Here is a 14,992-nt window from a genome sequence, read left to right on the forward strand (position 1 = left end):
GCTGGGATATCTATCACCCAACGAATATGCCAAACGATTGAAAGCCGCCGGCTGACCACGTGTTTCTTGGCGTCCGATCTCAAGGGGCAGGTTCAGTTCTCCAGAGGAGGCACGGGAATCGTCATCTGATTCCGGAGCCCCTATGAGCAAGAAACGCCTCAGATCCCTTCGCGCCGCCAAATTTGAGTCGCAGTCCGGTCGCTGCTTCTATTGCGACTTGCCGATGTGGCTATGGTGTCCCAGTGAGTTGGGCCTCCGCCCGCGCTCAGCTGCCCCCTTCCAATGCACGGCAGAGCACTTAGTGCCCAAGCAAGATGGAGGAAGGGACACGGCCAGCAACGTGGTGGCCGCCCATGCCTGCTGTAACCATCGCCGCCATCAGCGGCCCGGGCCCGCACCCTCGCCAGAATCCTTCCGCGCACTGGTGCAACGGCGCGTTATCCGTGGAGAATGGTGGTCCTCATTACCGCCAGGGATTGCACGTGCTCCTGTGTGACCTCATCAAGCTCCATGAGTACTCGTTTGACCCCAAGCTGACCAAGGTCCATTTGGCGCGCTACAACGACGTAGACCATCCCATGGACGTCTACAAGCGTGGAGGCTTCGAGGAATGGCAGCGGTGGCAAAACGGCAACAACTTCAGCCGGCCGATGGTGTTGAGCCTTATCCAAGACGATTACGCCACCCGATGGATGTTCGCAGGACTCTTTCGTCAAGTCGGCTTCACGGTCCACGACGACAAGCCCAAGGGCGGCTATTACTACAACCTGGAGCGCGTCCCGTCTACCGAACCCCTTGAAGGGCGCCTGTTCTGCTCCAGCGCCTACAAGAAACGTCCGTCTTATCTGACCGGCGAATACCTCATCGGGGATTTGATGGTCACAGAGTTGCTGCGCGAGCGGATCAGCATCGGTCCATTTCCGGGCTACAAGCGTGTAGACATTAGCAAGCAGGATCTGAATCTGTTGGTTAAGCGAGGCACGGAGTCCTGGAAAACCGCTTTGTCAGCGGTCAAAGGCATCTACCTCATCACGGACACGAAGACCGGCAAGCTGTATGTCGGCAAGGCCGACGGCGAGCAAGGCATTTGGGGACGATGGGAGTGCTATGCCAACACCGGTCACGGCCACAATGCGGCGCTGGTCCAAGAGCTTGGGATCAAGGCCACCGACCGGCAGGATGACCTTCACTTCTCATTGCTTGAGATCATGGATATACAGTCTGGTCCTGGCGAAATCGACAGGCGCGAGTCGCACTGGAAAACGGTATTAATGACTCGGAACTGCGGCTACAACCGCAACTAGTCCGTTTCCCTTTGGGATGCGATTCGACCCATGCTCGAGTGAGGCCATTCAAGCTTCCATGTAAGCTTGAATGAAGCCAAGTGATCCGGATCAACTCGCTCTATTCGCGTGGACGCGAACCATCCGCAGTGGACAGCATAGGTGTCGTCCAACGATCGGCTAGCAGCGAACCCCTTCCCCATCAATGAGTTCCACAATCCGCGAAAACAAAAAGCCCCGACCAAGGCCGGGGCTTTGCTGTATCTGGTGCCGGAAATAGGAATCCAACCTACGACCTACGCAATGAGACGTTCGGACCTGCATCAACTACTCGAGGCCTTCGGCCTCAAGCCGAGCCTTGATTTCCTGAAGTGTCGCTCGCGCTCCAGGAAGATCCTCATGGATGTCGTCTGAAAGATACTCGTTTTCGACAAACTCACGTGGCCGCATGTAGAACGAGCCTTCATCACTGGTGACTACCCAAAAGCGTGAAGCCCTGGGATCGGTGATTTCAAACAACCCTGAAGGGACAGGAATCAATCGTCCGAACTCGTCTTCGACTCCGTAGAGTGTCAAACCATGGTACTCGCCCTTCTCGAAGATGCAGGCAACCGTGTAGACAAGGTACTCATGCCCAACGTTGATCGGGAATTCCCTCCGCCGATCTGTACCCAACGAAGGCGACACATCCATGCCTATTCTCAACGCCCGTACTTTCATACGACACTCACCTATGGATTGATCACAGTTTTTGGCTCGATGATCTGACCAGTCTCAGAATTGCGGAACGCATGCGTTTCCACATGCCCGCCATCTGCAGCCTTATAGGACGAACTGGAGACTTTCTGATAAGTGCCAGCTTCACCTCCGTGCTGGGCAGCAAGACGCTCACCCTGTCGCAGTGGCTGCTTCGTAGTTGGGCCGTGCGTCACTGTGCCACCCCCACCCGCCAACTCAGCCATCTGCTGCTCGCTTGCCAACTTCTTACCAAGTTGTGCGGCCTCGTCCCCGTGCTTGAGGACCGCTTTTCCGGCATCTCCAACGATGGGAACGAGACCGATGGTCGCCGCGACCACGTTGATCGCAGAGGGATCACGGACTGCCTCAATGGCACCTTTTGCGTCGCCAACAATGGGGGTGAAATCTGCAACCGTCGAGGCAGCATCGCGGAATGCCTGCCTAGTTTCAGGCTTGGTCCAATCCGTCTCATAGACCGAACGCGGCAGGCTCTGCCTCCCATCCGGATCCGTAAACTTGTACGGATTCCCGTTCGCATACCGATACCGATTGAACTGGCCCACGGGCTGGTCATAAGCCGTCACCGGATCCACCGAGAGGAACACCCCCAACTGCGGATCCATGTACCGCTGCTGCATGTAGCTCAGCCCAGTTGCCGCATCGCTCACATGTCCTGTGTATCCCGGGCCATCAGCAACCGGCGAACCTACGACAGCGCCATATGGCTCGTAAGTGATGCGCTCGATCACGTTGCCGTTGGCATCGCTCTTGGCTACTACCGAGCCCAAGGCATCGGTATGGATGTAGGTGACCGTTTGTGCGCTTGCAGTCGGCACAGCAGCCACACCCAGCAACAGCACAAAGCATAGCCAAGCGCCTACCACACCCAGCTTCCGAACTCGATCTTCAACTCCCCTGACGCGGGTCGACACGCTGCCTGTAGTTCCCCCGAACCTGCGCATCCTTCCGATCCCTGAAAGAGCCTTCAAGCAAGGCTGGGTATTCATAGCACAGGAGTGGCCAGCTGCGGTGTCCCAAGTCAGGAACAGCGCGAGGAGCTAAGCATCTGAGAAGCCGGCGGGGCCAGTTGACCGCGAGGTTCGGAAATCCTGGGCTGCCAGCCATGGGCTGACACTACGGGGGTTGTCGGCCAGCGGCCGGCATTACCGGAATACAGAAAAAGCCCCGACCTTGGTCGGGGCTTTTCATGCAACTGGTGCCGGAAATAGGAATCGAACCTACGACCTACGCATTACGAATGCGCCGCTCTACCAACTGAGCTATTCCGGCTGAGCACGCAATTCTAAGGTGCGCGGGTCAGGCGGTCAATTGCAAGGGGCCCTCCTCCCGGAATCCCCGCCCCGCCTGCCATCCGGGGCACCGGGCGTTGACGCGCCCGGCCCTACAGTGGGCCCGTTGCCCTCTGGAGAGCCCCATGCGCCCCTGCACCCGTCTGGCCGGCCTGCTGCTTGCTTCCCTGCTGTGTACTTCCCAGGCGATCGCCGAGTCCCCCGCTCCGGCGCCGCCGGACCAGCAATGGCAGCCGCTGTTCCAGCAGGTCCAGGGCACGCACCTTTTCAAGGACCAGAAGACCTTCGCGGATGCCGTCCCGACGGCCGTTCCCGGCGAGGTCCTTGCTGCCTGGCAGACTGAACGGGTGAATCCGGGCTTCTCGCTGGACGCGTTCGTCGCCAAGCACTTCACGGTCCCCGTGGAAGGGGCCGCCTACGTACCGCCCGCCGGGGAAACCCTGCGCGCCCACATCGAGGGCCTGTGGACGGTGCTGACCCGCACCACGCAGACGGTGGACCCGCGAGGCTCGCTGCTGCCCCTGCCCAACCCCTACGTGGTACCCGGCGGGCGTTTCCGCGAGGTGTATTACTGGGACAGCTACTTCACCCTGCTCGGCCTGGCGTCCAGCGGGCGTTGGCAGCAGGTGCGCGACATGGTGGACAACTTCGCATGGCAGCTGGACCAGTACGGGCATATTCCTAATGGCAATCGCAGCTATTACCTGAGCCGCTCGCAGCCGCCGTTCTTCAGCTTGATGGTGGATCTGCTGGCCACCCATGAGGGCGATGACGCGTATCGCCGCTACCTGCCGCAGCTGCGTACCGAGCATGCATTCTGGACGCGGGGTGCGGAGGGTCTGGCGCCCGGCGCGGCCAGTGAGCGGGTGGTGCGGATGAATGATGGGAGCCTGCTCAACCGGTACTGGGATGCGCGGGCGGTGCCGCGCACCGAGTCGTGGACCGACGACCTGGCGACGGCGGCCACGGTGCCGGACCGGGCGCCGTCGCAGGTGTACCGCGACCTGCGCGCGGGTGCGGAATCGGGCTGGGATTTCAGTTCGCGCTGGCTGGTGCATCCGGCAGACCTTGGCAGCATCCACACCACGGAGATCGTGCCGGTGGATCTGAACAGTCTGCTGTTCCATCTGGAAAGCACGTTGGCGCGGGCCAGCCGGGCGGCGGGGGACCGCGCTTCAGCGCGCGATTTCCGGAAACAGGCGAAGCAGCGGCAACAGGCGATCAACGCGCTGCTGTGGGACGAGCGTCAAGGCTGGTATGCCGATCGTGATCTGGAGCGTGGTACGCCCCGCCCTGCCCTGACGGCCGCGGCGTTGTTCCCGTTGTGGCTGCAGGTGGCCAGCCCGGTGCAGGCCAAGCGGACCGCGCAGGCGGTGGAGGCACAGCTGGTGCGCGAGGGTGGGTTGTTGACCACCACCGAGAACACGGGGCAGCAGTGGGATGCGCCGAACGGCTGGGCGCCGCTGCAGTGGGTGGCCGTAGATGGGTTGCAGCGCTACCAGCAGGACGCACTGGCACGGCGGATCGGGGTGCGCTTCCTGCGTACGGTGCAGACGGTGTATGACCGTGAGGGGAAGTTGGTGGAGAAGTATGTGGTGGATGGGTCGGCGGGGGGTGGTGATGGCGGTGAGTACCCGTTGCAGGATGGGTTTGGCTGGAGCAATGGGGTGGCGTTGGCGTTGTTGGATCGGTTGTGCGTGGAAAAGAAGCGGTGTGAGTCGGCGGGGGATGTTGGGGAGTGAGCGAGAGCGAAGCGCGCGAGTCGTTATCTGACCGAGCGGGCTATGCAGTATTGCGCTGCGTAGTAGCTGCTTAGTACGCACAGGGTTGCGGCTGGGAGGCCACCGCCGAAGCGGTCCCAGGCCAGTACGGAGTCGCTGATGACGAACAGGACTGCGCCGATCGCGGCCCACCGGGCGCTTGTGCGCGCCGATGGGGTTGCCGCGTTCTTTGTCCATGCGCGCGCCAGCGCGAGTGTGGCCATCAGCGCGAGCACTACCACGTAAACCACTACCGGGATGCGCAGGTCGTTGGGGAGCAGCGGCCATAGGCCGGCCAGGTTGATGCCGGCGAATACGGCCAGCAGGGCGCCGGCCGCCCCCAGCCCGCGCCCTGCCCTGAAGCCTTCGCGGAAGGCAACGATGTAGCAGAGGTGGGCGAGGAGGAAGGCGATCAGGCCGGGGACGAAAGCGTCGAACGGGAGCATCAGGGCGATGTCGCCGATACAGGAAAACGCCATGCCGAGCAGGATCGCGCGGGCGTAGGTACTGTGGGCGGAGGGTGTGTCGGGTGCCGACCAACGGTCGGCACTACCGAGGGCTATGGACGCTATCAGCAGCGTGGTCAGCGGCTTGGCTATCCAGTGCAGCCAGCGGCCGTCGCCGTCGAGCGACGCGCCGACGATGGCGGCTATCGCCGCCAGCAGGATCGGTGCGTCGCGGCGTGGGTTCATCGCGCTTTCCAGAGCTCGGCCAGGCGGTCGGGCTTGCCGGCGATGCGCTGCAGCGTGGGGTACTGCAGGCCGCCGTGGTAGTCGAGCTTGACGGTGTCGATGCGGTCGAAGTTACGCACCAGCAGGGTGAGCGGCGCCTTGTCGGTCTTCGCGGCGGCGACGGCGTCTTTCAACTCCTCGCCCTTGAACACGCGGCCGTTGAGCGCGAGCACGGTCATGCCCGGGGCCAGGCCGGCGTTGAAGGCGGGGCTGTCCCACAGCACGTCGGTCACGGCGCCCGCTTCGGTGACCGCCAGGCCCAGCGAGTACAACAGGTTGGTGTTCTTGGCGCGGGTTTCCTGCGCCTTGAAGGCGTCGTTCGGGGTGTCGGTGTAGACCAGCTTCCAGCCCGCCGCTTCGAGGCCGCCGATGAGCGGGCCGTGGCCGTCCAGGCGCTCGCGCAGGAAGCTGGCCCAGTCGAACGGGGCGATGCCGTTCAAGGTGCTGACCACTTCGTCGAAGGTATATGGATTCACGTTCCAGTCGCCGTCGTGCATGCCGAAGAAGGCCTTGGCGAAGTCATCCAGGCTGCGCTTGTTGCCGGTCAGCGCACGCAGCTTGCCCTCCACGTCCAGCCACACCATCTGCCCGCCGGAGTAGTAGTCCTCGCTCATCTGGTAGTTGCGGTAGGCCAGCGCGCGGCGCTGGGCGATGGTGGGGTCGTTGGTGGTGTCCTGCAGGTTGCGCCAGGCCAGGCCGGGGCGACCGCGGTCATAGGTGGCCGCGACATTGGCCAGCATGTCGCGGGTCTGGTCGTTGCTCCACAGCCCCGAGCGCGCAGCCAGCACGTGGCCCCAGAACTGGGTCTGGCCTTCGTACAGCCACAGCAGGCTGTCGCCCATGGGCACGTTGAAGTTGGCGGTGGTGAGGTCGGCGCCACGACGGTACTTGCCGTTCCAGGAGTGGTTGAATTCGTGCGGCAGCAGGTCGCGGCCGAGCCAGGTCTTGTCCCACTCGGTGAAGTAGCCGGTGTCACCGCTGTTCTCGCTGGAGCGCTGGTGCTCCAGGCCGATGCCGCCAAGCTTGCTGGTGAGCGCGAGCAGGAAGTGGTAACGGTCGAAGTGGCGTGCGCCGTAGAGCTTGTACATCTGCTGCACCAACGCGCGGTGCGCCTGCAGCTGTTCGGGCTTGGCCACCAGCGACTTTGCGTCGTCGGCGAACACGTTCAGGCGCACCGGCACCTTGGCGCCGGGGTCGAGGTCGAACTGCTGGTAGTGGCGGCCGGCGAACAGCGGCGAGTCGACCAGGTGGTCGTAGCTGATCGGCTTGAACACCACGGTGTCGCCGTCGCGGCGTTCGGTGTCCAGCGCGGTGGCGTAGGACCAGCCCGGCGGCAGGGTGACGCTGGCCTGGGCCTGGATGTTGCGGGTGATCACGCCGGCCGGGTACAGCGAGTTGGCGTTCCACTGCAGGTTGAGCATTTCCGGCGTCATTACGACCCGCCCCTGCCCTGCGCCCTGCGAGGAGAGGAACTTGAATTCAGCGACCACTTCGCTGGCGCCCTGCGGCACGTCGACGGTGAAGGCGTAGACGTCGTACGGGTCGCGGGTCCAGGCCAGCGGTTTGCCGTTGGCGGTGACCACCAGGCCGGCGAGTTTGTCGATGGGGCCGCTGGGGGAATGCGCGCCGGGCAGCCACTGCGGGTACAGCAGGGTCAGCGGGCCGGGTTTGGCGGGAACGGTGGCCTTGACCTTGAAGATGCGGTGGCCGATGTCGCGCGCGTCGACGTCGATGCGCAGCAGGCCGGGGAAGGCGACGTCCTGCGGCGGGAGGGTCTGCGCGTACACGCCGGTGGTGGTGGCGGCGAGAAGCACGGAGAGGACGGCGGCACGCAGTTTCATCGAAGACGGTTCCGGCATACGAAAGGATCGATGCTAGACCTGCGGGGAGGTGCAGCCCCATGGCCAAAGGTCATGTCTTCGGTGCGGAAGAGCGTACCGACCAACGGTCGGTACCTACCGGGCGGTTTCCGCCATGAACGGCAAAGACCCGGCGCCAATCGGCAGGTGACGACCGTTGGTCGTCATCGCAGGTAGGTGACGACCGTTGGTCGTCATCGCAGGTAGGTGACGACCGCTGGTCGTCACACCAGGAACGGTAGGTGACGACCGTTGGTCGTCACACCGATCAGGAGATGAGGCGCAGCCTCAGCTCCTTCGGCAACGCAAACACCATCGATTCCGGCTCGCCTTCCAGCTCGCCTACGTTCCCCGCACCCAGTTCCTTCAGGCGCGCAATCACGCCGTCCACCAGTACCTGCGGTGCGGAGGCACCGGCGGTGAGGCCGATGTGCTGCTTGCCCACCACCCACGCCGGGTCGATCTCGTCGGCGCCGTCGATCAGGTAGCTTTCCACGCCGTCGCGGCGGGCCAGTTCGCTGAGGCGGTTGGAGTTGGAACTGTTCGGCGAGCCCACCACCAGCACCAGGTCGCAGCGCTTGGCCAGGTCGCGCACGGCGTCCTGGCGGTTCTGCGTGGCGTAGCAGATGTCGTCGTTCTTCGGGCCCTGCATCGCCGGGAAACGCGCGCGCAGTGCGTCGATGATGCCGCGGGTGTCGTCCACCGAGAGCGTGGTCTGGGTGGTGTAGGCGAAGTTGTCCGGCTGGTTGAGTTCCAGCGTGGCCACCTGCTCCACATCCTCCACCAGATAGATGGTGCCGCTGCCGGCTTCCTGCTTCCACTGGCCCATGGTGCCTTCCACTTCCGGGTGACCGGCGTGGCCGATCAGCACCACGTCGCGGCCGGCGCGGCAGTGTCGCGCCACTTCGAAGTGCACCTTGGTCACCAGCGGGCAGGTGGCGTCGAACACCTTCAGGCCACGACGGTCGGCTTCCTGGCGCACGGCCTGGGAAACGCCATGGGCGCTGAAGATCACCGTGTTGCCATCGGGCACTTCGTCGAGTTCTTCAACGAAGATCGCGCCGCGCTGCTTGAGGTCGTCCACCACGAAGCGGTTGTGCACCACTTCATGGCGCACGTAGATGGGCGCGCCCAGCGTTTCGATCGCGCGCTTGACGATCTCGATCGCACGATCGACACCGGCACAGAATCCACGCGGGTTGGCGAGCAGCACATCCATCAGACAGGTCTCCCGGCAGCCGCCGGCGGGTGGTTACGGATTGGCATTATCCGCCTTTTTGGCGGCCTTGCCGTCGAACAGGCCGAACACGGCGATGCCGATGGCACCGACCACGATGGCGGCGTCGGCGATGTTGAACGCGGGCCAGTAGTGCTCACCCACGTACCACTGGATGAAATCGACCACGTGGCCGTGCACCTGGCGGTCGATCACGTTGCCGATCGCGCCGCCGATCACCAGCGCGTACGGCACCGCGCTGCGCCAGTGGGCGCGCGGGGTGCGCGAGAGCCAGAACGCCATCAGGCCGCTGATGCCCACCGCCAGCGCGGTGAAGAACCACAGCTGCCAGCCGCCGGCGTCGCTCAGGAAACTGAACGCCGCGCCGGTGTTGTAGGTGCGGTACCAGTTCCAGAACCCGTCGATGACCGTGACCGGCTGGAACTCGGGCAGGCTGGACAGCACCCAGGCCTTGCTCCACTGGTCGAGGATGATGATGGCGGCCGACAGCACCAGCCACACCAGCGCGCTCGGGCGCGGACGCGGGGCGGCCATCAGAACCACTTCCGGTCTTCGCCGGCACCGTCGACGTTGCTTGCGCAACGACCGCACAGTTCCGGGTGGGCGGCCACCGTGCCGATGTCGGCGCGGTAGTGCCAGCAGCGCACGCATTTCTGCTTGCTGGTCGGCTGCGCGCTGACGAACACCTCGTCGGTGGTCGCCGGGCGCACGCTGACGTCGCCACTGATGAACAGGAAGCGCAGCTCATCGGCCAGCGGCTGCCAACGCACCGCGGTGTCTTCGCTGGCGGCGACGGTGATTTCCGCTTCCAGCGCGGCCCCGATGGCGCCGTTGGCGCGCATCGGCTCCAGCACCTTGGCCACCTGCTCGCGCAGGGCCAGCAGCTGGTCGAAGTCGGCCGCGTTCAACGGGGCGTCGGCCGGCAACGGGGCCAGGCCCTCGTACCAGGTGGCGAACAGCACGTTGTCCTTGCGCGCGCCGGGCAGGTACCCCCACAGCTCGTCGGCGGTGAAGGTCAGGATCGGCGCCACCCAGCGGGTGAACGCTTCGGCGATGTGGTACATCGCGGTCTGCGCCGAACGGCGGCCACGCGAGTCGGTCGGCATGGTGTACAGCCGGTCCTTGGTCACGTCCAGGTACAGCGAGCCCAGGTCGACGCTGCAGAAGTTCAGCAGCAGCTGCACGATCTCGGCCATGTTGTAGCCGGTGTAGGCCGCCTTGATCTTCTCCTGCACTTCCCAGGCGCGATGCACGATCCAGCGGTCCAGCGCGACCATGTCGGCGGGAGCGACCAGATGCTGGGCGGGATCGAAACCGTCCAGGTTGCCGAGCAGGAAGCGCGCGGTGTTGCGCAGGCGGCGGTAGGCGTCGGCGTTGCGCTTGAGGATTTCCTGCGACAGCGACATTTCATTGCTGTAGTCGGCCGAGGCGATCCACAGGCGCAGGATGTCCGCGCCCAGGGTCTTCATGATGTCCTGCGGCTCGATGCCGTTGCCCAGCGACTTGGACATCTTGCGGCCGTTCTCGTCCACGGTGAAGCCGTGGGTGAGGCACTGCTTGTAGGGCGCGTGCCTGTCGATGGCCACGCCGGTCAGCAGCGAGGACTGGAACCAGCCGCGGTGCTGGTCCGAGCCTTCCAGGTACAGGTCGGCCGGCTTGCCGAAGCCACGCTCCAGCAGCACGCCTTCATGGGTGACACCCGAGTCGAACCAGACATCCAGGATGTCGGTGACCTTCTCGTAGTGCGCGGCGTCATCGCCCAGCAGTTCGGCGGCGTCCAGCGCATACCAGACGTCGATGCCGTCCTGCTGCACGCGGTCGGCCACCTGCAGCATGAGTTCCACGGTGCGCGGATGCGGCTCGCCGGTTTCGCGGTGGGTGAACAGTGCGATCGGCACGCCCCAGGTGCGCTGGCGGCTGATGCACCAGTCCGGGCGCCCGTCGACCATGCTGCCGATGCGCGCCTTGCCCCAGCTCGGGAACCAGCCGACGTTGTCGATGGCGGCCATCGCGTCGCTGCGCAGGTTGGCCTTCTCCATCGAGATGAACCACTGCGGGGTGGCACGGAACACCACCGGCGTCTTGTGGCGCCAGCAGTGCGGGTAGCTGTGCACGATTTCCACGAACGCCAGCAGCGCGCCCGAGTCGCGCAGCACGTCCACGATCAGCGGCTGCGCCTTCCACAGGTGCACGCCGGCCAGCACCACCTCGCCGGCCGGTGGGGTGGATGGCAGGTACACGCCACGGCCGTCGACCGGGTTGATCTGCGCGGCGGTGTAGGTGTCCATCAGCCCGTACTGCTGGCTGACCACGAAGTCTTCCTGGCCGTGGCCGGGGGCGGTGTGCACCGCACCGGTACCGTCTTCATCGGACACATGCGCGCCGTTGAGCAGCGGGATGTCGCGCTGCGGGTAGAACGGGTGGGCCAGCAGCAGGTTTTCCAGCGCGGCACCGGCGGCATGGCCGTGCGCCAGCACCTCCTCCACGCCATAGCGGCGCAGCGCGCGCTCGGCCAGGCTGGCGGCGATCACCAGCCAGCGACGCTTGCCATTGTGGGCCGGCCCTTCGACCAGCGCGTACTGGATGTCCGCGCCCAGCGACACCGCCAGCGACGCTGGCAGGGTCCACGGGGTGGTGGTCCAGATCGGCACGGCGACCTCGACATCGGCCGGCAGGGTCACGCCGAAGCGCGCGGCCAGCTGTGCGCTGTCGCGCGCCACGTAGGCCACGTCGATGGCCGGCGAGGTCTTGTCCTGGTACTCGATTTCCGCTTCGGCCAGCGCCGAACCGCAGTCGAAGCACCAGTGCACCGGCTTGGCGCCGCGCACGATGTGGCCGTTGGCGAAGATCTTCGACAACGCGCGGATTTCATTGGCCTCGAAATCGAAGCTCAGGGTCTTGTACGGGTTGTCCCAATCGCCGATCACGCCCAGGCGCTTGAAGTCGCGGCGCTGCAGCTCGATCTGCTCTTCGGCGTATTCGCGGCACTTCTGGCGGAACGCCACGGCATCCAGTTTGACGCCGACCTTGCCCCACTTCTTTTCGACCGCGATTTCGATCGGCAGGCCATGGCAATCCCAGCCCGGCACGTAGGGCGCATCGAAGCCGGCCAGGTAGCGCGACTTGACGATGATGTCCTTGAGGATCTTGTTGACCGCATGGCCCAGGTGGATCTGGCCGTTGGCGTACGGCGGGCCGTCGTGCAGCACGAACAGCGGGCGACCCTGCGCGTTTTCGCGCAGGCGGGCGTACAGGCCCTCGTCCTCCCAGCGCGACAGAATGCCCGGCTCGCGCTTGGGCAGGTCGCCGCGCATCGGGAATTCGGTGGCCGGCAGATGAAGGGTGGCTTTGTAGTCCTGGCTCACGCAGTGGCTCGCAATCTGTGTTCGGAAAGGATGTGACGGGCCTGATCGGCGTCACGGTGCATCTGGTCGGTCAGTGCCGCCAGGTCGTGGAACTTTTCTTCGTTGCGCAGCTTGGCCACGAACTCGACTTCAATGTGCCGAACGTACAGGTCGCCCTGGAAATCGAACAGGTGCGCTTCCAGCAGCGGCTCCACGCCGTCCACGGTAGGACGGGTGCCGAAGCTGGACACCGACGGCCACGGCTGGTCGAACACCCCGTGCACCCAGGTGGCGTAGATGCCCGCGAGCGCCGGCGTCTTCGGGAAGCGCAGGTTGGCGGTGGGGAAGCCCAGGGTGCGGCCGAGCTGGCGCCCGCGCACGACCCGCCCGCTGATCGCATAGGGACGACCGAGCAGGTCGGCGGCGCGGGTAAAGTCGCCGTCGCGCAGCAGCTGGCGGATGCGGGTGGCGGAAATGCGGTCGCCGTGCAGGTCCACTGCTTCGATTTCGCCGGCGCTGAAGCCCAGCCGTTCGCCCATGGCCTGCAGCAGGGCCAGGTCGCCGCGACGGCGGTTGCCGAAGCAGAATTCCGGACCGATCCACACTTCGCGGGCGCCCAGGCGCTGGGCCAGCAGCTGTTCGACAAAGGTTTCAGCAGGCATGGCGGCCATGCGCGCATCGAAGCGCAGCAGGCCGATGGCATCGGCGCCGAAATCGCGCAGGAGGGCCACCTTGTCGCGGGCCAGGGTCAGCCGCGGCGGCGGTTCGCCCTGGGCGAAGTACTCGCGCGGCAGCGGTTCGAAGGCGACCGCCACGGCCGGCACGCCGAGCGCGCGGGCACGCGCCACCGCATGCCGCACCAGCGCACGATGGCCCAGGTGCAGGCCGTCGAATGCGCCGATGCAGACCACGCTTCCGTGCGGGAACAAACGCCCGCCTTCGATGGATCGGAACAAGGTGCTCATCTGATGGAGATCCGGCCCACCCGGGCCACTGTGTTGCAATGCATGACCCTCAAGTATAGCCGGGCGTTGAAGGGAAGCAGCCACGCAGGGCGTGGCTCTACAGGTGGTGGCGATCGGGTCGTGGATCAATGCTCGCGCAGGTGGCGCGGGCGGAAGCCCAGGGCAACCAGGGCGAACAGGTAGGTCAGGCCGCCGCCGCCGACCAGCAGGGCCAGGTTGCCGATGCGGTGCCATTTGTCCATGTCGGTGAAGTCGGTCATCAGGTGCAGCAGGCCCAGCAGCACCGCCACCATGGCCGCACAGGCCAGGCCCAGGCGGGTCACATAGCCGGCCCAGCCGGGCTTGGGCTGGTAGACGTCGGTCTTGCCCAGCCAATACCAGAGCAGGCCGAGATTCAGGTAGCTGGACAGCGCGCTGGCGATGCCCAGCGCCAGATGCAGGCCCGGCTGCTTGCCCAGGGCCACCCATACGCCTTGCGCCTTCAGCGCCTCGGGCACCATCAGGTGGTAGAGCACCGCCAGCAGGATGAAGTTGAAGACCATGTTGGCCACCAGCGCGACCAGGCCGGCCCGCACCGGGGTGCGGGTGTCCTGGCGGGCGTAGAACGCCGGCAGCACCACTTTCAGCAGGGCGAAGGCCGGCAGCGCCAGGCTCAAGCCATACACCGACAGCGCGGTCATGCGGGTGTCGAACGGGGTGAACTGGCCGTGCTGGAACAGCGTGGCGATCAACGGCTCGGCGCACAGCAGCAGGCCGAGCATGGCCGGCACGGCGATCAGCAGCGTGGTGCGCAGGCCCCAGTCCAGCGCGCTGGAGAACCCGGCCTTGTCGGTACTGACATGGTGGCGGGCCAGCGCCGGCAGGATCACCGTGCCCAGCGCCACCCCGAACACGCCCAGCGGCAGTTCCAGGAAGCGGTCGGCCAGCGACAGCCAGGACTGCGAACCGTCGGTCAGCTTGGCCGCGATCACCGTGTCCAACAGCAGGTTGATCTGCGCCACCGAGGAACCGAACAGGGTCGGCACCATCAGGGTCAGCACCTTGCGCACGCCCGGATGGCGCCAGCCCCAGCGCGGCAGGGTCAGCAGGTTGATGCCGTGCAGCGAGGGCAGCTGGAACAGCAGCTGCAGCACGCCCGCCGCCAGCATCGCCCAGCCCAGCGCCAGGATCTGCTTTTCCGGGGTGCCGCCCAGCCGGGGTGCCAGCCACAGCGCGCCGGCGATCATGCACAGGTTGAGGATGACCGGGGTCAGCGCCGGCATCGCAAAGCGCTGGAAGCTGTTCAGGGCGCCCCCCGCCAGCGCGGTGAGCGACACGAACAGGAGGAACGGGAAGGTCAGCCGGAACAGGTCGACCAGCAGGCCATGCTTGGCCGGGTCGGTCTCCACCCCGCTTGAGAACAGCGTGGCCAGCTGCGGTGCGAAGATCAGCGCCAGCGCGGTCACCAGCATCAGCACTGCGCCCAGGGTGCCGGCAACCCGCGACATCAGCTCGCGCAGCTCGTCATGCGAGCGGGTTTCCTTCACTTCCGTGAACACCGGCACGAAGGCCGTGGCGAACGAGCCCTCGGCGAACAGGCGGCGCAGGAAGTTGGGCACCCGGAAGGCCACCCAGAAGGCGTCGGTCACCGCATTGGTGCCGAACGTGGTGGTCACGGCCAGGTCGCGGACCAGCCCCAGCACACGCGAAATCATGGTCATGCTGCTGAAGGACAGCAACCCGCGCAACATCCTTGGTGAACTCACCCGTGTTTCCTCTTGACAAT

General features: G+C 65.3%; 11 protein-coding genes, 1 tRNA gene and 1 pseudogene. 3 read left to right on the plus strand and 10 right to left on the minus strand.

Annotation, left to right across the window (positions count from 1 at the left end):
* Positions 1–223 precede the first annotated feature (223 nt).
* Positions 224–337 (plus strand): annotated as a pseudogene (locus ACIGII_RS13870) (hypothetical protein); the annotation flags it as partial.
* A 16-nt stretch (positions 338–353) separates the two neighbouring features.
* Positions 354–1,304 carry a GIY-YIG nuclease family protein gene (locus ACIGII_RS13875; RefSeq protein WP_399639104.1) on the plus strand — a complete coding sequence of 317 codons (951 nt, stop codon included), beginning with the start codon at positions 354–356 and terminating at the stop codon, positions 1,302–1,304.
* 306 nt (positions 1,305–1,610) lie between these two features.
* Here ACIGII_RS13875 and ACIGII_RS13880 read toward each other — a convergent pair whose 3' ends face one another.
* The 3 genes from ACIGII_RS13880 to ACIGII_RS13890 form a co-directional block, all read right to left on the minus strand.
* Positions 1,611–1,976: a hypothetical protein gene (locus tag ACIGII_RS13880; RefSeq protein ID WP_399638938.1), complete on the minus strand. Its 366-nt coding sequence runs from the start codon at positions 1,974–1,976 to the stop codon at positions 1,611–1,613.
* A 38-nt stretch (positions 1,977–2,014) separates the two neighbouring features.
* Positions 2,015–2,881: an RHS repeat-associated core domain-containing protein gene (locus ACIGII_RS13885; protein WP_399638940.1), complete on the minus strand. Its 867-nt coding sequence runs from the start codon at positions 2,879–2,881 to the stop codon at positions 2,015–2,017.
* A gap of 354 nt (positions 2,882–3,235) precedes the next feature.
* Positions 3,236–3,311: transfer RNA gene (locus tag ACIGII_RS13890), tRNA-Thr, on the minus strand.
* 145 nt (positions 3,312–3,456) lie between these two features.
* Here ACIGII_RS13890 and treA point away from each other — a divergent pair.
* Positions 3,457–5,073 (plus strand): alpha,alpha-trehalase TreA, encoded by a 1,617-nt coding sequence (gene treA, locus ACIGII_RS13895; protein ID WP_399638942.1) that lies wholly within the window; start codon positions 3,457–3,459, stop codon positions 5,071–5,073.
* A gap of 23 nt (positions 5,074–5,096) precedes the next feature.
* Here treA and ACIGII_RS13900 read toward each other — a convergent pair whose 3' ends face one another.
* From ACIGII_RS13900 to murJ, 7 genes are all read right to left on the minus strand, one after another.
* Positions 5,097–5,783: a lysoplasmalogenase gene (locus ACIGII_RS13900; RefSeq protein ID WP_399638944.1), complete on the minus strand. Its 687-nt coding sequence runs from the start codon at positions 5,781–5,783 to the stop codon at positions 5,097–5,099.
* On the minus strand, positions 5,780–7,663 hold the full coding sequence (locus tag ACIGII_RS13905) for a M61 family metallopeptidase (protein WP_399638946.1): 1,884 nt from the start codon (positions 7,661–7,663) through the stop codon (positions 5,780–5,782). Before ACIGII_RS13905 ends, ACIGII_RS13900 begins: the two co-directional genes overlap by 4 nt.
* Positions 7,664–7,949: 286 nt before the next feature.
* Complete coding sequence (ispH, locus tag ACIGII_RS13910) at positions 7,950–8,900, minus strand: 4-hydroxy-3-methylbut-2-enyl diphosphate reductase (RefSeq protein ID WP_399638948.1); 951 nt, start codon at positions 8,898–8,900, stop codon at positions 7,950–7,952.
* 33 nt (positions 8,901–8,933) lie between these two features.
* Positions 8,934–9,452 (minus strand): signal peptidase II, encoded by a 519-nt coding sequence (gene lspA, locus ACIGII_RS13915; protein ID WP_399638950.1) that lies wholly within the window; start codon positions 9,450–9,452, stop codon positions 8,934–8,936.
* Positions 9,452–12,283 carry an isoleucine--tRNA ligase gene (gene ileS / locus ACIGII_RS13920; protein ID WP_399638952.1) on the minus strand — a complete coding sequence of 944 codons (2,832 nt, stop codon included), beginning with the start codon at positions 12,281–12,283 and terminating at the stop codon, positions 9,452–9,454. The genes lspA and ileS overlap by 1 nt, the downstream gene beginning before the upstream one ends.
* The gene (locus tag ACIGII_RS13925) at positions 12,280–13,227 is read right to left on the minus strand and encodes a bifunctional riboflavin kinase/FAD synthetase (RefSeq protein WP_399638953.1); all 948 of its coding nucleotides are present in this window, start codon (positions 13,225–13,227) and stop codon (positions 12,280–12,282) included. Before ACIGII_RS13925 ends, ileS begins: the two co-directional genes overlap by 4 nt.
* Before the next feature lie 125 nt (positions 13,228–13,352).
* The gene (gene murJ, locus ACIGII_RS13930) at positions 13,353–14,957 is read right to left on the minus strand and encodes a murein biosynthesis integral membrane protein MurJ (protein WP_399639103.1); all 1,605 of its coding nucleotides are present in this window, start codon (positions 14,955–14,957) and stop codon (positions 13,353–13,355) included.
* Positions 14,958–14,992 lie beyond the last annotated feature (35 nt).

The sequence above is a fragment of the Stenotrophomonas sp. NPDC077420 genome (genome assembly GCF_044543385.1).
Classification (GTDB): domain Bacteria; phylum Pseudomonadota; class Gammaproteobacteria; order Xanthomonadales; family Xanthomonadaceae; genus Stenotrophomonas.